We start from the raw sequence: 17,697 nt of genomic DNA on the forward strand, positions 1-17,697 counted from the left end.
ACCGCCGCTGCGCCTCGTGCACCACGGGCTTCTCAGCGCACGATGCCGCGCGTTGCGCCGGCAAGGAAGGCGTTCATCAGGGCAACGTCGGCCGCCGCTTCAGGCATCTGCGTGGCCAGTGCCTCGATGGCGCTGCGCGCATCGTCGAGCGTCCTGCCCTGCCGGTACAGCAGACGGTGCATCTGCTTGACAGCGGCGATCCGCGCCTCGGAAAAATTCCGCCGGCGCAGACCCACGACATTGAAACCGCGCACCTCCAGCGGATTCCCGTCGACCAGCATGAACGGCGGAACGTCTTGCGCGACTGCGCTGGCGAAGCCGATCATTGCATGCGCGCCCACCGAGACGAACTGGTGGATGCCCGTCAGGCCGCCCACCGTCACCCAATCAGCCAGGTGCACATGGCCCGCCAGAGTGGTGTTGTTGGCCAGCGTGGCGTGGTCGTCCACCCGGCAATCGTGCGCGATGTGCGTGTAGGCCATGATCCAGTTGTCGTTGCCCACGCGCGTGACGCCGCCCGCCCCTGGCACGCCGATGTTGAAAGTGCAGAACTCGCGAATGGTGTTGCGATCGCCGATGACCAGTTCGGTCGGCTCACCGGCGTACTTCTTGTCCTGCGGAATCGCCCCCAGCGAAGCGAACTGAAAGATCCGGTTGTCGCGCCCGATGGTGGTACGGCCCTCGATCACACAATGCGATCCGATGGTGGTGCCGGCGCCGACCCGCACATGCGGGCCGATCACGGCATACGGGCCGATACTGGCCGTGGTATCGAGTTCGGCCTTCGCGTCGACAATGGCCGTCGAATGAACCTGCGTCATGCCTTCTCGAACACGCTCAGCTGATCTGGCGCATGGCGCACATCAGGCTGGCTTCGCAGGCCAGCTCGCTGCCGACCAGCGCGCGTCCCTTGAACTTCGAAATACCCGCCTTCATGCGCTCGATCTCGACCTCGAGGGTCAGCTGGTCGCCGGGTTCCACCGGGCGCTTGAAGCGCGCGCCATCGATGGCCGCGAAGTAGTACACGGTGTTGTCGTCCGGAACGATGTCCAGCGAATGGAAAGACAGCAGCGCCGCGGCCTGCGCCATCGCCTCCAGCATCAGCACGCCCGGCATCACCGGGCGATGCGGGAAGTGGCCGTTGAAGAAAGGCTCGTTCATCGTCACGTTCTTGAGCGCCTTGATGCGCTTGCCCTTTTCCATCTCGAGCACGCGATCCACCAACAGGAAGGGGTAGCGGTGGGGCAGTAGTTTGAGGATCTGATGGATGTCGAGCGTCATGATTGCTTGTCCTGCATCGCCGATTTTTCCAACGCCTTGAGGCGTTCCCGCAGGGCGTGCAGTTGTTTGAGGGTAGCGGCGTTTCTCTCCCAGGCGGCATTGTCGTCGATGGGAAACATGCCGGTGTACTGGCCCGGCTTGAGAATGGAGCGCGTGACCACCGTTGCTGCCGAGATGTGGACGCCGTCCGCCATCTTCAGATGTCCCAGCACGATCGCGCCGCCGCCAATCGTGCAATTCGCGCCGATATCGGCGCTGCCCGCCACGCCGACGCACCCTGCCATGGCGGTGTTCCGGCCCACGCGCACGTTGTGTCCGATCTGGATCAGGTTGTCGAGCTTGACGCCATCCTCGATGACCGTGTCCTCGAGCGCGCCGCGGTCGATGCAGGTGTTGGCGCCGACCTCCACGTCATCGCCAATGCGCACCGCGCCCAACTGCTCGATTTTGACCCAGGTGCCCTCGTGCGGCGCGAGCCCGAAGCCATCAGCGCCGATCACCACGCCGGCGTGCAGCAGGCAGCGCGCGCCGACGATGCAGTCTTCGCTCACCGTCACCCTGGACTTCAGCACGGTCTGCGCGCCGATGCGCGCACCCCGCTCGATCACGCACAGCGCGCCGATGCGGGCACTCGGGTCGATGTGTGCCTCGGGGTCGATCACCGCGCTGGGGTGGATGCGCGCCCCCGCCGGCCTGGCATGGGCCTGCTTCCACATCTGCGTCAAGCGAGCGAAGTAAAGGTAGGGATCGGGCGTCAGGATGAACGCACCACGACGCGCTGCGACCTCCCGCATCGCGGGCGACACGATGACGCAGCCGGCCTTGGAGGCCGCAAGCTCCTTCTGGTACTTGGGATGGCTCAGGAAGCTGAGCGCATCTGCCTGTGCGGTCGCCAGCGGTGCGAGGCGCTCGATGGTGAACGCAGGATCGCCCTGCAGTTCGCCGCCGAGGGCTTCAACGATTGCGCCTAGCCGCAGTGCCACACGGGTTCACGGCGTCACTTGCCGTTGCCAACGGACGCGTTCAGCGCCTTGATCACCTTTTCGGTGATGTCGTGCTTGGGATTGATGTAGATCGCTTCCTGCAGGATCGCATCGTACTTCTCGGCCTCGGCCACCTGCTTGACCACGCGGTTGGCGCGCTCGTAAACCTGCTGCAGTTCTTCGTTCTTGCGCGCGTTGAGGTCTTCCTGGAATTCGCGGCGGCGACGTTGGAAGTCGCGGTCCTGGTCGACAAGGGCGCGCTGGCGGGAGGTGCGCTGGCTCTCCGACAAGGTCGGCGCCTCGCGCTCGAACCTCTCGGAGGCGGCCTTGAGCGCCTCGCCCTGCGTCTGCAGTTCCTTCTCGCGCTTCAGGAATTCCGATTCGAGTTTCGCCTGGGCCGCCTTGGCAGGTTGTGCCTCGCGCAGCACGCGATCGGGATTGACGAAGCCGATGCGGAAGGTTTCCTGCGCCAGCGCGGGTGTGCCCACGAGCGCGAAAGCGGGGATCAGCAGCGCACCGGCGGCGCGAAGCAAGGGAGTCATTAGAAGGAGGTTCCGATCTGGAATTGCAGGCGTTGGATTCTATCCTTCGGGATGGGATGCAATGGGTCGGTGAAGTCTTCCTTCTGCTGCCGGACTGGGAATGCGTAGGCCAGGCGCAGAGGGCCGAGCGGCGAGATCCAGCTGACGCCAACGCCGACCGAGGCGCGCAGCTTCTGCTGCGCCTTCCATTGCGCATCGCTCATGGTCGGGTCGCGGTGTTCTGCAAACACGTTGCCGACGTCGAAGAAGCCGTAGAGCCGCAGCGTGCGATCGTTGCCGGCGCCCGGGAAAGGCGTGCTGAGCTCCATGTTGAAGATAGCCTTCTTGGTACCGCCGAGCGCCGCGCCTTCGGTTTGCCCGTAGAGCGGCACGTCGCGCGGGCCCAGCGAGTTCTGCTCGAAGCCGCGCACCGAGCCGAGGCCGCCGGCATAGAAGTTCTTGAAGATCGGATAGGGCTTGTTGCCGATGGGCTTGGCGTAACCCACTTCGCCATTGATTGCGAAGGTGTACTGCTTGGTGATGGGGAAGAACTGCTGGTACGAATAGTTCGACTTCCAGTACTTCATGTCGCCACCGGCGCCGATCTCGAGGTTGGCGCGCTGCAGCCTGCCGCGGGTCGGCACCAGCGCGCTGTCGCGGTCGTCCCGCGACCAGCCCACGGTCAGCGGGACGCCCCAAACGCTATCGTTGGCGCATGCCGTGACAATACCGTTCGTGGTAGGGCAACCAAAATAGTTACGGTAGGACTGCGGCGTCAGGTAGGCGACATTGCCCCCCGGATCGAAGCGATAGCGCTCCAGGCCGATGCCGAAGAAGATGGTGTCGACCTCGCTGAACGGCACGCCGAAGCGGATCGTGCCGCCTTCGTTGACCAGCCGGTAGTCGCCATCGACACTGTAATAAGGCCGCGTGGTAGTGTGATAGAGGCTGAAGCTGCGGGAGATGCCGTCTTTCGTGAAGTACGGATCGGTCGTCGTGAGCGAGAGCGTGCGGGCGTACTTGCTGGTATTGACCTGCAGGCCCAGGTAGTTGCCCGAGCCGAAGACGTTCTCCTGCGCGATGCCGAAGGTGAAGGACACCTTCTCGGCACTCGAGAAGCCCGCGCCCAATTGCAGCGTTCCAGTGGGCTTCTCCGTGACGTTGATCGCCAGATCCACCTGGTCCGGCGAGCCCGGAACCTCCTGCGTCTCCACGTTCACATCGGTGAAGAAGCCCAGGCGGTCCACTCGGTCGCGCGACAGCTTGATCTTGTCGCCGTCGTACCAGGAGGCCTCGTACTGGCGGAACTCCCGCCGGACCACCTCGTCGCGCGTCTTGTTGTTGCCGCCGATAGCCACCCGCCGCACATAGACCCGCCGCGAGGGCTCCGCCTTCAGGGTCAGGCTCACCCGGTTGTTCGTGCGGTCGATCTCCGGCTCCGCCTGCACCCGCGCGAACGCGTAGCCGAAGGTGCCGAAGTAGTCGGTGAACGCCTTGGTGGTCTCGCTGACCTGCTCGCCGTTGTAAGGCTCGCCCGGCCGGATGGTGATCAGGGACTTGAACTCGTCGTCGCGTCCCAGGTAGTTGCCCTCGAGCTTGACGCCGGCCACCGCGAACTTCTCACCCTCCGTGATGTTGACGGTGATGCTCAGGTCCTGGCGGTCCGGGGAGATGGCCACCTGGGTCGAGTCGATGCGGAACTCAAGGTAGCCACGGGTGATGTAGTAGGAGCGCAGGGTCTCCAGGTCGGCATTGAGCTTGGCGCGGGAGTACTGGTTGCTCTTGGTGTACCAGCTCATCCAGCCGCCTGCGTCCTGATCGAATAGATCGAGCAGGGTGCCCTCGCTGAAGTCCTTGTTGCCCACGATATGAACCTCGCGGATGCGCGCGGGCTCACCTTCGGTGACTGTGAAGGTGAGATTGACGCGATTGCGCTCGATCGGAGTTACGGTCGTCACGACCTGGGCGTTGTAGAGGCTGCGGCTGATGTACTGGCGCTTGAGCTCCTGCTCAGCCCGGTCGGCCAACGCCTTGTCGTAGGGACGGCCGTCGGCCAGACCGACGTCGCGCAGCGCCTTTTGCAAGGCGGCCTTGTCGAACTCCTTGGTGCCGACGAAGTCGACCTCGGCAATGGTTGGACGCTCCTCGACGATGACGACGAGGACGTTGCCGCTGACGTCGATGCGCACGTCCTTGAAGAGACCCAGGTCGAACAGCGCGCGGATGGCGGCCGAGCCCCGCTCGTCGCTGTATGTGTCGCCGACTCGGAGCGGCAGCGAGGCGAAGATGGTGCCAGGCTCAACGCGCTGGAGGCCTTCGACCCGGATGTCGCGCACCGTGAAGGGGTCGATCGCCCAGGCGGCAGTAGCCGAGAGCGCGCTGACAACCAGCATGGAAACGCTGCGCAGGCGAAAGCGACTGAATTTGTTATTCATCTGTGATTTGAGCCGGCGCGCGAGGGGCCGACAGATAGTTAACCAAAGAGTCGAGTCACATCGTTGAAGATGGCAATCGACATCATGACCAGCAGCAGCGCGACACCGCCGCGCTGGAGCCGTTCCATCCAAGCATCGGAGACGCTCCTGCCGGTCAGGCCCTCCCAAAGATAATACATCAGGTGCCCTCCATCGAGGACCGGGAGCGGCATGAGGTTCAGCACGCCGAGACTCACGCTGATGAGGGCGAGAAACACCAGGTACTGCGTCAGTCCCAGGCTGGCGGACTTGCCTGCATAGTCCGCGATGGTCAACGGGCCGCTCAGGTTCTTGATCGAAGCCTCGCCGATCAACATCTTGCCCATCATGCGCACGGTGAGCGCCGACACCTCCCAGGTGCGCACCACGCCGCGCCAGACGCCGTCGATCACGCCCTGCCGCACCGTCACCATCTCCGGTGGCGACCCCACGTAGGCACCGACACGACCGACCTTGTTTCCGCCCTCGTCGCGCACCTCGGGCGTGACCTCGATACGCACCGATCGGCCGCCGCGCTCGACTTGCCAGACCTGGGTGCGCGGCTGGCCGGCATCGACCGAGCCGCGGATCACCTCCCGCAATTGCTGGCCGTCGACGATGGCAGTGGGCCCCACCGCGTTCACCAAGTCTCCGCTGCGCAGACCGGAGCGCTCGGCCGCACCGCCCGCCATCAGTTCGCCGATCTCGGGACGGGTCAGCGGCGCGACAACGCCGATCCTGCGGAACATCTGCGCATCCGCGTCCCTGGCGCCGACGCGGCTGAGCGGCAGCACGATCTCGCGAGCGGGCCGTCCGCCCTCCCCCGCAATCTCGAGCATGAGGTCGCGGCCGTCGAGCGCGCCGCGCGTGATGCGCCAGCGCAGGTCTTCGAAAGACTGCACCGACTCGAGCTCGCCATCGAAGCCAGCGCGAACGACATGCTCGCCCCCGCGCAGGCCTGCCTGGTCCGCCAGCGAGGCAGCCACAGGACGCGCGAGCCTCGCGACGGGCTCCTCGACGCCGATCCAGTTGACCGCCGTGTAGAGCACCACGGCTAACAGCAGGTTGGCGATCGGCCCCGCGGCCACGATGGCTGCACGCGATCGCAGCGGCTGGGTGTTGAAGGCTCGGTGGCGCTCCTCAGCCATCACAGGCCCCTCGCGCTCGTCAAGCATCTTCACGTAGCCGCCTAGAGGGAAAGCCGCAATCACGAACTCCGTGTCCTGACCAGGATGCTGCCGCCTGGGCTTCCAGCTGAAGAGCGTATGGCCGAAGCCGATGGAGAAGCGCAACACCTTGACGCCGCAGGCCACCGCAACGCGGTAATGGCCGTACTCGTGGACGGCGATCAACAGAGCCAGGGCGACGATGAAGGCGACGACGGTGAGCATGGTGTCCCCTGGTTGTGGGAGTCGGTCAGGCCGCGAAGCGCAGCGCCGCCGCATCAGCCGCCGCCCGCGCACTGGCGTCCAGTGCCAGCAGGTCGGCCAGCGATGCCGGGTTGGAGGGCAGCACCGCCTCCAAAGTTTCCATGTTCACTGCATGGATGCGGTCGAAGCGCAGGCGATGCTGCAGAAAGGCATCGACCGCGACCTCATTGGCTGCATTGAGCACAGCTGTCGTGCCCGGTGCCGCGCGCAGCGCGTGCCATGCCAGCGCGAGCCCGGGGAAAAGCTGCGCATCGGGTGCATCGAAGGTCAGCGCTGCCAGTTGCCTGAAGTCGAGCTGGGCCGCGCCGCTCTCTATGCGCTCGGGCCAGGCCAGTCCAACCGCGATGGGCACGCGCATGTCGGGGGTACCGAGCTGCGCAATCACCGAGGCATCCGTGAATTGCACCATCGAGTGCACCACGCTTTGCGGATGAATCACCACCTCGATCTGCTCCGGTGCGACGCCGAATAAATGGCGCGCTTCGATCACCTCGAGCGCCTTGTTCATCATGGTGGCCGAATCCACCGAGATCTTGCGCCCCATGACCCAGTTCGGATGCGCGCAGGCCTGCTCAGGCGTGACCGTCGCCAGCGTCTCCGGCGATCGCGTCCGGAACGGCCCGCCGGAGGCGGTCAGGATGATCTTGTCGATGCGGCGCGGCCACGTGGTCGGGTCCTCCGGCAGAGACTGGAAAATGGCCGAATGCTCGCTGTCGATCGGCAGCAGCGTCGCGCCACCCTCGCGCACCGTGCGCATGAAGAGCTCGCCGCCGACCACCAGGGCCTCTTTGTTCGCCAGCAACAATCGCTTGCCGGCCCGGGCGGCGGCCAGGCAGGGGCCGAGGCCGGCGGCGCCCACGATGGCCGCCATCACCGCATCGCAGTCCTCGTGAGAGGCAATGGACTCGATCGCGCCCGCACCCTGCAGCACCTCTGTGCGCACTCCGTTGTGCCGGAGCTTGTCGACCAACAGCCGGGCATGCAGGTCGCTCGCCATGACGGCGAACTTCGGCGCGAAGCGTTGGCACTGGGCCAGCATCTCGTCGACCTTGGTGGACGCCGACAGGGCGAACACCTCGAAGCGCTCGGGATGCCGGCCGATGACGTCGAGCGTGCTCGCACCGACCGAGCCCGTTGAACCGAGGACGGTGATGCGTTGTCGTTTCATGCCGTTCACAGAAAAGCCAGCATCATGGCAATGGGGAGTGTCGGCAGCAGCGCATCGACCCGGTCGAGCACGCCACCATGGCCTGGCAGCAGCGCGCTGCTGTCCTTGGCGCCGGCGCTGCGCTTGATCAGTGATTCGACCAGGTCGCCCACCACGCTCATCGCGGCGAGGAAGATCACGCCGATCAAGAGCAGCCACCAGCCGCGCTCCGCGAGCCGTGTATAGAGGCTGACCACCGCAGGTCGCACGGCCGCGTCGGCCCAGACCCAGCCCAAGGCCAGCACGATCACCCCGAGCATGCCGCCCCACACGCCCTCCCAGCTCTTGCCGGGGCTGATGGTCGGCGCCAGCTTTCCTCGGGTGAAGCGCAGCCCGAAGGTCCGGCCTGAGAAGTAGGCGAAGACGTCAGCCACCCAAACCAGCACGAGGATCGAGAGAAGAAAGTTGATGCCGACCATGCGGGCCTGGACTGCGGCCATCCAGGCCACCCACAGCATCAGCAGACCGCCCACGAGGCGCATGGCCCGGGGCACCCGCGGCCAGCCCGGTACTGCGACGCGCAACAAGGCGGCTCCGCCCAGAACCCAAGCCGCACTCGCAAGGATCCACACAGGTAGCAGCGATCGGTCGAGCAGTCCCAGCCACCAGGACAGCGCACACAGTGCGAAGATTTCCGCACCGAAGAACAGCGACATGCGCGGACCGTGGCCGTTGAGCTGTCCCCATTCCCAGGCGCCGGCGGCGACCAGCACCAGCATCACGCAGGCGAAAGGCACGTGAGAGGGATAGAACAGCGCCGGCAGCAATATCGCCAGCAGAACGACCGCAGTGATGATGCGTTGCTTGAGCATCGCGCTCAGGCGGCCTGCGGGTCGCGCCGCATGTCGCCTGCCAGCTGCGCAGAGGTCTGACCGAAGCGGCGCTCGCGGCGCCGGAACGCTTCGATGGCCTCGTCCAGCGCAGCCTCGTCGAACTCGGGCCAGAGGCGATCGCTGAAGAAGAGCTCGGCGTAGGCACTCTGCCAAAGCAGAAAATTCGACAGCCGCTGCTCACCGCCGGTACGGATGAAGAGGTCGGGATCGGCAACGTGCGACAGCGCCATCGCTGAGTCGAGGTTGGCCTCGGTCAGCGGTTCGCCTCGCGCGACGATCAGGGCTGCGGCGCGGGCGATGTCCCAGCGTCCGCCATAGTTGAAACATACGTTGAGGATCAGCCGCGTGTTGTGGGCGGTGGCGGCCTCCGCGTGCAGCAGCCCGGCCGCGATCTTTTCGGACAGACCACCGCGCTCGCCGACGAAATGGAGGCGAACGCCGTCCTGGCTCAGCTTCGGGACCTCCCGGCCAAGCGCGATGACCATCAAGTCCATCAGCCCCGACACCTCCTCCACCGGGCGGTTCCAGTTCTCGGAGGAGAAGGCGAATACAGTCAATACCGCGACACCGCGGTCGGCGCAGGCCTTGACGCAGCGGCGTAGCGACTCGACGCCCTGCTTGTGGCCGGCGACGCGCGGCAGGAAACGACGCGTGGCCCAGCGGCCATTCCCATCCATGACGATGGCGATGTGATGGGGCACGACGACGGTTGGATTGCTCATCTCAGACGGCCATGATCTCGGCCTCTTTGGCGGCCACCAGGCGGTCGATCTCCGCGATGTGGCGGTCGGTTACCTTCTGGATCTCGGCCTCGGCGCGCTTCTGGTCGTCTTCTGACGCCAGCTTCTCCTTGACGAGTTTCTTGATCGCATCGTTGGCATCACGGCGCAGGTTGCGCGTGGCGATCTTGGCGTTCTCGCCTTCGGTTCTAACCAGCTTGGTCATCTCCTTGCGGCGTTCCTCGCTCATCGGGGGCATCGGTACGCGGATCAGGTCGCCCATCGACGCCGGGTTCAGTCCGAGGTCGCTCTCGCGGATGGCCTTCTCGATCTTGGCGCCCATGCCCTTTTCCCAGGGCTGGACGCTGATGGTGCGGGAGTCGATCAGCGACACGTTTGCCACCTGCGACAGCGGCACAGAGGAGCCGTAGTACTCCACGTGGAGCGAATCCAGCAGGGCGGGGTTGGCGCGCCCCGTGCGGATCTTCGTGAGGTTGTTCTGGAATGCGGCGATCGACTGGTTCATCTTTGCGTCGGTCGCGCTGCGAATGTCGGCAATGGTCATCTTCTGTTACTCCTCAGGCATGCACCAGCGTGCCTTCGTCCTCGCCCATGACGACGCGCTTGAGCGCACCGTTCTTGAAGATCGAGAACACCTTGATCGGCAGGTTCTGGTCGCGGCACAGCGCAAAGGCCGTGGCGTCCATGATGCCGAGATTCTGTGCAATGGCCTCGTCGAAGCTCAGGCGCGAATAGCGCGTTGCGCTCAGGTCTTTCTTCGGGTCCGCCGTATAGACGCCGTCCACCTTGGTGGCCTTGAGCACCAGCTCCGCGCCGATCTCGGCACCGCGCAGCGCGGCGGCGGTATCGGTCGTGAAGAAGGGGTTCCCGGTGCCGGCTGCGAAGATCACGACCTTGCCCTCTTCGAGGTACTGCAGGGCCTTGGGGCGCACGTACGGCTCAACCACCTGCTCGATGGCAATGGCCGACATCACTCGCGCGATGAGCCCCTGCTTGTTCATGGCGTCGGCCAGAGCTAGCGCGTTCATCACGGTGGCCAGCATGCCCATGTAGTCGGCAGTCGCTCGGTCCATGCCCACTGAGCCACCGGCCACGCCGCGGAAGATGTTTCCGCCGCCGATCACGACGGCGACTTCCACGCCCATATTCACCACCTCCGCCACCTCTGCGACCATGCGGACGATGGTCGCGCGGTTGATGCCGAATGCATCGTCACCCATCAAGGCCTCGCCCGACAGCTTCAACAAGATTCGCTTGTGGGCCGGGCGGGATTCGAGCATGAAGATTTCCTTTTGAGGTGGGCGAGACGAGTGTAAAACGTGCGTGTGAAGAAGCGGCAGCGCGCTGCGCGCGCCGCCCGATGGCGCCACTCAGCCAGCCGCCGCCTTCGCGGCTGCGACCTGGGCCGCCACTTCGGCGGCAAAGTCGTCGACCTTCTTCTCGATGCCCTCGCCGACAACATAGAGCGTGAAGCTCTTGATCGAGGTGTTGGCGGCCTTGAGCATCTGCTCCACCGTCTGCTTGTCGTTCTTCACGAAGGGCTGGTTGTGCAGCGAAACCTCCTTGAGGTACTTCTGCACGCCGCCTTCGATGCGCTTGGCGACGATGTCGGCCGGCTGCGGCTGCTTGCCGGCCGCCTCGGCCGCCTTGCGGTCTTCCTCTGCCTTGCCGGCGGCCACGGCACGTTCCTTCTCGATCAACTCGGCCGGCACGTCGGAGCTCGCGATCGAGACCGGCTTCATGGCGGCGACGTGCATCGCCACGTCCTTGGCTGCGGTGTCGTCGCCCTCGAACTCGACCATCACCCCAATGCGCGTGCCATGCAGGTAGGAGGCGAGCTTGCCGTTGCCCGCGAAGCGCTTGAACCGGCGGAAGCTCATGTTCTCGCCGATCTTGCCGATCAGCCCCTTGCGCACGTCTTCCAACGTCGGGCCGAAGCTGTCCTGCTCGTAGGGCAGTGCGGCGAGCGCGGCCAGGTCGGCAGGGTTGTGCTTGGCGACCAGCATCGCCGCGGCGTTGACCAGCGCGAGAAAGCTGTCGTTCTTCGAGACGAAGTCGGTCTCGCAGTTGATCTCGACCATGGCGCCCACGCCGCCTTCGACATAGGCTGCGACGACGCCCTCGGCGGTGATGCGGCTCGAAGCCTTGCCGGCCTTGTTCCCCAGTTTGATGCGCAGGAGCTCTTCGGCCTTTTCCATGTTGCCATCGGCCTCGGTCAGGGCCTTCTTGCATTCCATCATCGGTGCGTCGGTCTTTGCGCGCAGTTCGCCGACCATGCTTGCGGTGATTGTTGCCATCTTGTTTCTCCGTTCGGTTTAGCAGCTGCGGCGACCCGCATCGGGCGCCGCGAAAATCAAGTTAAAAAAAAGGGGCATCGAAGCCCCTTCTTCAGGCGCTTGCGAGCGCGTATCAGGCCGAAGCGCCCTCTTCGACCTCGACGAATTCATCTGAATTGCCTTCGGCGACGGCCTTGACCACATCGCTGGCGGCGTTGGAACGGCCCTCGATGATCGCATCGGCGATGCCGCGAGCGTACAAGGTGACAGCCTTCGACGAGTCGTCGTTGCCCGGGATCACATAGTCGATGCCCTCGGGCGAGTGGTTGGAGTCCACGACGCCGATCAGCGGGATGCCCAGCTTCTTGGCTTCGGCCACGGCGATCTTGTGGAAGCCCACGTCGATCACGAAGATGGCGTCGGGCAACGCGTTCATGTCCTGGATGCCGCCGATGTCCTTCTCGAGCTTCTCGATTTCGCGATTGAAGGTCAGCTGCTCTTTCTTGCTGAGACTGTCGAGGCCGGCTTCCTGCTGGGCCTTCATGTCCTTCAGGCGCTTGATGGAGGTCTTGACCGTCTTGAAGTTGGTCAGCATGCCGCCGAGCCAGCGGGTGTCGACGAACGGGACGCCGGCGCGACGCGCCTCGGTCGCCACGATCTCGCGGGCCTGGCGCTTGGTACCGACCATCAGGATGGTGCCGCGGTTGGCGGTGAGCTGCTTGGCGTACTTCATCGCTTCCTGGAACATCGGAAGCGTTTTTTCCAGGTTGATGATGTGGATCTTGTTGCGATGGCCGAAGATGAACGGGGCCATCTTGGGGTTCCAGAAGCGCGTCTGGTGGCCGAAGTGGACACCGGCTTCGAGCATTTCGCGCATGGTCGTCGACATAGGAATATCTCCAAAGGTTGGGTCTAAAATCCAGCCCGTTTTGCGACCTCTCACGAGGACCGCAACACCTTGAATGGGCTGGTTTGCGGATATGTTTTGCCCTGGAAAAGACCCAGAGCGAAACCCGCCGAGTATAGCACCCACCACTCTTCTCTCCTTCTCCCGCGGCCCTCCACATCATGCGCCCTGACCTGCACGCCACCCGCCTTTCCCTGCTGGCCGGCGCCTCCGACGCACGCACCGAGGTGGAGCACTCCATTGCCGCCGCCACTTCCCCGGCCTGCGCGCATGTCTTCACCCGGACCCTGTTCGACGAAGCGCGCCAGGCAGCCGCGGCGGCGCGGCCCTCGCAACGCCTGGCAGGGCTGGCGTTTTCGGCCAAGGACCTGTTCGACCTCGCCGGCCAGCCAACGCCAGCCGGCTCGGCGGTGCTTTCCCATGCGCCGCCGGCCCGGGCCGACGCACCGGCCGTGGCCCGCCTGCGCGCTGCCGGCGGCGCCCTGATCGGCCGCACCAACATGACCGAGTTCGCCTTCTCGGGCGTGGGCGTCAATCCGCACCACGGCACCCCCGTGAATGGGTGCGATGCGGCAACGCAGCGCATTCCGGGCGGCTCCTCTTCGGGCGCTGCGATCTCGGTCGCCAGCGGGGCGGCTTTCATCGGGCTGGGTTCCGACACCGGCGGCTCGATCCGCATCCCGGCTGCGCTCAATGGGATCGTGGGTTTCAAGAGCACCGCGCGGCTGGTGCCTACCGACGGCGCCCTGCCGCTGTCGACCACGCTGGACACGGTCTGCGCCATGACGCGCTCCGTGCGCGACGCCGTCATCGCTCACGAGATCCTGGCTGCCCGCCGAGCAACCGCCGGCACGGCGCAGCTTTCTGCCTACAGGCTGGCGGTGGTCAAGGACCTGTTCTTCGACGAGATCGATTCCGCCGTGGCCCATGCCTTCGAGCGTACGATGCGCACCTTGCGCGCCGCCGGCGCCCGCATCGAGGAAATTGCCCTGCCCGAACTGGCCGACCTTCGGTCGATCAATGCCACGGGCGGGTTCTCCGCCGCCGAGGCCTATGCCTGGCATCGCCTCTTGCTGGAGCGCAGCGGCGCCGGCTACGATCCGCGGGTGGCCCAGCGCATCCTCAAGGGCGCGACGATGAGGGCGCACGAATACATCGAGCTCATCCATGCGCGCCGTGACTGGATCACCCGCATGGAAGCAGCGCTCGCGCCTTACGACGCGCTGTTGTCACCCACCGTGCCGCTCGTGGCACCGCCGTTGGCGGAGGTGGCGCCGGGGTCCGAGCGCGACGAGGCCTTCTTTCGCATCAACACGCTGCTGCTTCGCAATCCGTCGGTGGTCAACATGCTTGACGGTTGCGCTCTCTCGCTGCCCTGCCATGCCGACGGCGAGCTGCCCGTTGGCCTCATGCTCTGGCATGCCGCACTGCATGACGATGCGGTACTGGCAGTCGCGCTGCAGGTGGAACGCGAATTGCAAGCGACCCAGTAGGGCCGCGGGCGCCGGCGCTGTCTCCTATCCCACCCCAAAAAGAACCGAATGAAGATCGCAATCGTGGGCGCCGGCATCATCGGCGTCACCACAGCCTGGGAGTTGGCCTCGGACGGACATGAGGTCATGGTTTTCGAGCGCCGCAGCGCCGCCGCCGAGGAATCCAGTTTCGCCAATGCCGGCGTCGTGGCGCCGGGCTACGTCACGCCGTGGGCCGCCCCGGGGATGCGCGTCAAGGTGCTGCGCTCGCTGCTCTCGGCGCATGGTGCGGTCAAGCTACGCTGGCCACTCACCGGGCGCGACCTGGCCTGGATGGCGCGCTGGCAGCGCGCCTGCCAGCTCGAGAGCTACCTGGCCAACCGCGCACGCATGCAGCGCCTCGCCTTCTACAGCCGCACCCGGCTGCACGAGATCACCGAAGCGCGCGAGCTCAGTTACGAACGCAGCGATGGCTACCTGGTGCTGCTGCGGTCCAAGCGCGAGAAGAAGCTGGTGCAGCCCGGCCTTGAGGTGCTGCGGCAGGCGGGCAGCAGCTTCCGCGAGGTGGACGCCGACGAGGCACGCCGGATCGAGCCAGCGCTGAGCACCGAGACCGAGCTGGCGGGGGCCATTCATCTGCCGGACGACGAAGTGGCCAACTGCCGCCAGTTCGCCCTGTTGCTCAAGTGGGAGGCCGAGGCGCTGGGCGCCCAGTTCCATTTCAACTGCGATCTCGCGCCGCTCAGCCGAGCCGCGCCAACCGAACTGCGGCTGGCCAGCGGCTCCGAGGGCCATCGCTTCGACGCCGTAGTGATGTGCGCCGGGGTGGCCTCGGCCGAGTTGCTGCGGCCGCTGGGCCTGCGCATCCCGGTCGCTCCGATCTACGGCCATTCGATCAGCGCCAATATCCGCGAGCCCCTCAACGCCCCGCGCAGCGCCGTGATGGACGAACGCTACAAGGTGGCCATCTCGCGGCTTGGGATGCGAGTGCGCGTTGCAGGCAGCGCCGAACTCGGCGGCTCGCTGAACAGCCTTCATCCCGACGCGCTGAGAACGCTCTACAAGGTGCTTCAGGACTGGTTTCCAGGCGCCGTCACCCTGCAGGCCAGCGTCCAGCAATGGAAGGGCGCGCGACCGATGCTTCCCGACGGCCCGCCCATCATCGGGCCAAGCGGCGTTCCGGGCGTCTGGCTCAACCTGGGGCACGGCTCCAGCGGCTGGGCGCTGTCCTGCGGCAGCGCGCGGGTCCTGGCAGACAGCATGGGGGGCCGCGACCCGGGCATCGATCTCGAGGGGCTGGGCATCGAGCGTTTGCTGAAACACTAAAGGCCAACCGGATCGGAGCGTCGTACCATGCAACGCATCAACGCAGGCACATCCGCCCCACTGTTCGACATCGCGGCCTCGCGCCGGATCGAACACGCTGCCGCGGCCGCCCTGCCGCCGCATACGCTGATGCAGCGCGCCGGACTGGCGGTGGCGCGGCTCGCGATGGCGACCGCGCCGCACGCGCGCACGATCTGGATCGCCTGCGGTCCCGGGAACAACGGAGGTGATGGTCTCGAGGCTGCCGCGCAATTGCAGTACCGGGGCTTTGCACCCGTGGTCACGCACATCGGCAACGACCACCTGCCGCCCGACGCGGCCGCCTCGCTGCAACGTGCGCGCGATGCCGGCGTGCGCTTCGAGGACGTGCCACCGGCCCATGCCGATCTTGTCGTCGATGCACTGCTCGGCCTCGGGGCCGCCCGGGCGCCCGAAGGGCCGATGGCCGACTGGCTGCGGCGCATGCACGCCGGTCCCGCGCCCGTGCTCAGCGTGGACACGCCTTCGGGCCTGAATGCCGATACAGGTGTGCTGGCGCTCGACTTCCTCGCTCCTGCAACCGCCCCGGCTGCCCCGGTCCGCCGCCTGTGCCTCAGCCTCCTGACCCTGAAGCCCGGCCTCTTCACGGCGCAAGGGCGAGACGCAGGTGGCGAACTGTGGTTCGACGATCTGGGCTCAATGCCAAGCGCGGAACGACCCGCAGCCCGGCTCCCGGGCGCGCCGTTCGCCATGCCGCGGCCGCATACGTCCCACAAGGGAAGCTACGGCGATGTCGCGGTGATCGGCGGCGCCCCCGGCATGGCCGGCGCAGTCCTGCTGGCGGCCACGGCGGCGCTGCATGCAGGGGCAGGCCGCGTCTACGTCGGGCCGCTCGATCCCGCACTCGCGCCACTCGACACAGCGCAGCCCGAGCTGATGTTCAGGGCGCCCGACGCGTTGGACCTGTTCGCCCTGACCGTGGTCTGCGGCTGTGGCGGCGGCATGGCCGTGCGTGGTCCGCTGCCGCGGGTACTGCAGGAAGCGCGCGCGCTGGTGCTCGATGCCGACGCGCTCAATGCCATCGCCGCCGACGGCGCGTTCCAAACGCTGCTTGTCGCACGCGCCCGCTCGGGCCGCCCGACAGTCCTCACGCCCCATCCGCTCGAGGCCGCGCGCCTCCTGGCCACGGGCACGGCCGAGGTGCAAGCCGACCGGCTGCACGCTGCTCAGCAATTGGCTGAGCGGTTCGGAGCGACGGTCGTCCTCAAGGGCTCCGGGACCATCGTGGCTGCGGCGGGCGAAGTGCCGGCGATCAACCCGATCGGCAACCCACGACTTGCAACCGCAGGTACCGGCGACGTACTGGCGGGCATGATCGGTGCCGCACTGGCAGCCGGCCGCTCCCCGATGGCGGCCAGCTGCGAGGCCGTCTGGCGCCACGGCGATCTTGCCGACCGGTGGCCACACGGCGTGCCGCTCACCGCCGGCTCGCTCGCACGCGGCTGAAGTAGATCCTAGCCCCGTCCGACGAAGGGCATCTTCGTCGCCATCACTGTGTGGAACAACACGTTGGCTTCAAGTGGCAGGTTCGCCATGTACAGCACCGACTGGCCGACGATGGAAACGTCCATCACCGGCTCGATCGCGATCTCGCCATTGGCTTGCGGTACGCCTTTGGTCATCCGCGCGGCCAGTTCGGTCATCGCGTTGCCAACATCGATCTGGCCCACTGCGATGTCATGCTTGCGGCCATCGAGCGAAGCCGTCTTTGTCAGCCCTTCCACCGCATGCTTGGTCGCCGTATAGGCCATGGAGTTGGGCCGCGGCGCAGTCGCGGAGATCGAACCGTTGTTGATGATGCGGCCGCCGCGCGGTGTCTGCGCCTGCATGGTCCGGAAAGCCTGCTGGATGCAATAGAACATCCCGTTCAGGTTGATGTCGACCACACCGCGCCACTGCTCCGGCGTCCACTCCTCGAATGGGCCCGGCGGATTGCCGACACCGGCGTTGTTGAACAGCAGATCGACCCGGCCGAAGCGTTCCACAGCGGCGGCGAACAAGGCCTGTACCGACTCGGGATTGGCCACGTCCGTCGGCACCGCAAAGGCGCGTGCACCGGCTCCCGATTCGTCGGCCACCTGCTCCAGTGGCTCCAGCCGGCGGCCCGCCAGCGCCACGCTCCATCCATCGCCCAGCAGGGCCAGGGCGGCGGAACGGCCGATGCCCGTGCCGGCGCCTGTGACGACCGCGATGCGGCCCCTCTTCTCTGCACCCATCTTTGCTTCTCCT

At 66.1% G+C, this 17,697-nt stretch carries 17 protein-coding genes; 3 read left to right on the forward strand and 14 right to left on the reverse strand.

Annotated elements, in window-relative coordinates:
* Positions 1-32: 32 nt before the first annotated feature.
* From lpxA to rpsB, 13 genes are all read right to left on the reverse strand, one after another.
* On the reverse strand, positions 33-821 hold the full coding sequence (lpxA, locus tag G3W89_RS16825; RefSeq protein ID WP_162575258.1) for an acyl-ACP--UDP-N-acetylglucosamine O-acyltransferase: 789 nt from the start codon (positions 819-821) through the stop codon (positions 33-35).
* Positions 822-837: 16 nt separating this feature from the next.
* Positions 838-1,281, reverse strand: a complete 444-nt coding sequence (gene fabZ / locus G3W89_RS16830) for a 3-hydroxyacyl-ACP dehydratase FabZ (RefSeq protein ID WP_162575259.1) — start codon at positions 1,279-1,281, stop codon at positions 838-840.
* Entirely contained in the window at positions 1,278-2,264 is a 987-nt protein-coding gene (gene lpxD / locus G3W89_RS16835) for a UDP-3-O-(3-hydroxymyristoyl)glucosamine N-acyltransferase (RefSeq protein WP_162575260.1), read from the reverse strand. The genes fabZ and lpxD overlap by 4 nt, the downstream gene beginning before the upstream one ends.
* A 14-nt stretch (positions 2,265-2,278) precedes the next feature.
* Complete coding sequence (locus G3W89_RS16840; protein ID WP_162575261.1) at positions 2,279-2,806, reverse strand: OmpH family outer membrane protein; 528 nt, start codon at positions 2,804-2,806, stop codon at positions 2,279-2,281.
* Complete coding sequence (gene bamA / locus G3W89_RS16845; RefSeq protein WP_162575262.1) at positions 2,806-5,220, reverse strand: outer membrane protein assembly factor BamA; 2,415 nt, start codon at positions 5,218-5,220, stop codon at positions 2,806-2,808. Before bamA ends, G3W89_RS16840 begins: the two co-directional genes overlap by 1 nt.
* A 38-nt stretch (positions 5,221-5,258) precedes the next feature.
* Entirely contained in the window at positions 5,259-6,629 is a 1,371-nt protein-coding gene (gene rseP / locus G3W89_RS16850; protein WP_162575263.1) for an RIP metalloprotease RseP, read from the reverse strand.
* A 25-nt stretch (positions 6,630-6,654) separates the two neighbouring features.
* Positions 6,655-7,836, reverse strand: a complete 1,182-nt coding sequence (ispC, locus tag G3W89_RS16855; protein ID WP_162575264.1) for a 1-deoxy-D-xylulose-5-phosphate reductoisomerase — start codon at positions 7,834-7,836, stop codon at positions 6,655-6,657.
* 5 nt (positions 7,837-7,841) lie between these two features.
* Positions 7,842-8,687, reverse strand: coding sequence for a phosphatidate cytidylyltransferase (locus G3W89_RS16860; protein WP_162575265.1), 846 nt, complete (start codon positions 8,685-8,687; stop codon positions 7,842-7,844).
* Between the two features lie 5 nt (positions 8,688-8,692).
* On the reverse strand, positions 8,693-9,430 hold the full coding sequence (gene uppS, locus G3W89_RS16865; protein ID WP_162575266.1) for a polyprenyl diphosphate synthase: 738 nt from the start codon (positions 9,428-9,430) through the stop codon (positions 8,693-8,695).
* 1 nt (position 9,431) lies between these two features.
* Positions 9,432-9,992: a ribosome recycling factor gene (frr, locus tag G3W89_RS16870; RefSeq protein ID WP_162575267.1), complete on the reverse strand. Its 561-nt coding sequence runs from the start codon at positions 9,990-9,992 to the stop codon at positions 9,432-9,434.
* 13 nt (positions 9,993-10,005) lie between these two features.
* On the reverse strand, positions 10,006-10,728 hold the full coding sequence (gene pyrH, locus G3W89_RS16875; RefSeq protein WP_162575268.1) for a UMP kinase: 723 nt from the start codon (positions 10,726-10,728) through the stop codon (positions 10,006-10,008).
* A gap of 90 nt (positions 10,729-10,818) precedes the next feature.
* On the reverse strand, positions 10,819-11,745 hold the full coding sequence (gene tsf / locus G3W89_RS16880; protein ID WP_162575269.1) for a translation elongation factor Ts: 927 nt from the start codon (positions 11,743-11,745) through the stop codon (positions 10,819-10,821).
* A gap of 112 nt (positions 11,746-11,857) precedes the next feature.
* A complete protein-coding gene (rpsB, locus tag G3W89_RS16885) occupies positions 11,858-12,613 on the reverse strand; it encodes a 30S ribosomal protein S2 (protein ID WP_162575270.1) in 756 nt (251 codons plus the stop codon).
* A 179-nt stretch (positions 12,614-12,792) separates the two neighbouring features.
* Between rpsB and G3W89_RS16890 the strand changes: the two genes are divergently transcribed.
* Genes G3W89_RS16890 through G3W89_RS16900 form a run of 3 tightly spaced genes read left to right on the forward strand, consistent with a single transcriptional unit; the run spans position 12,793 to position 16,914 of the window.
* Positions 12,793-14,124, forward strand: coding sequence for an amidase (locus G3W89_RS16890; RefSeq protein ID WP_162575271.1), 1,332 nt, complete (start codon positions 12,793-12,795; stop codon positions 14,122-14,124).
* Between the two features lie 48 nt (positions 14,125-14,172).
* Complete coding sequence (locus G3W89_RS16895) at positions 14,173-15,429, forward strand: D-amino acid dehydrogenase (protein ID WP_162575272.1); 1,257 nt, start codon at positions 14,173-14,175, stop codon at positions 15,427-15,429.
* Between the two features lie 27 nt (positions 15,430-15,456).
* Complete coding sequence (locus tag G3W89_RS16900; protein ID WP_162575273.1) at positions 15,457-16,914, forward strand: NAD(P)H-hydrate dehydratase; 1,458 nt, start codon at positions 15,457-15,459, stop codon at positions 16,912-16,914.
* A gap of 8 nt (positions 16,915-16,922) precedes the next feature.
* On the opposite strand, the gene G3W89_RS16905 is transcribed toward G3W89_RS16900, so the two are convergent.
* Positions 16,923-17,684 carry an SDR family oxidoreductase gene (locus G3W89_RS16905; RefSeq protein ID WP_162575274.1) on the reverse strand — a complete coding sequence of 254 codons (762 nt, stop codon included), beginning with the start codon at positions 17,682-17,684 and terminating at the stop codon, positions 16,923-16,925.
* Positions 17,685-17,697: the final 13 nt, after the last annotated feature.

This window comes from Variovorax sp. PBL-H6 (assembly GCF_901827155.1).
Taxonomy (GTDB): Bacteria; Pseudomonadota; Gammaproteobacteria; order Burkholderiales; family Burkholderiaceae_C; genus Variovorax.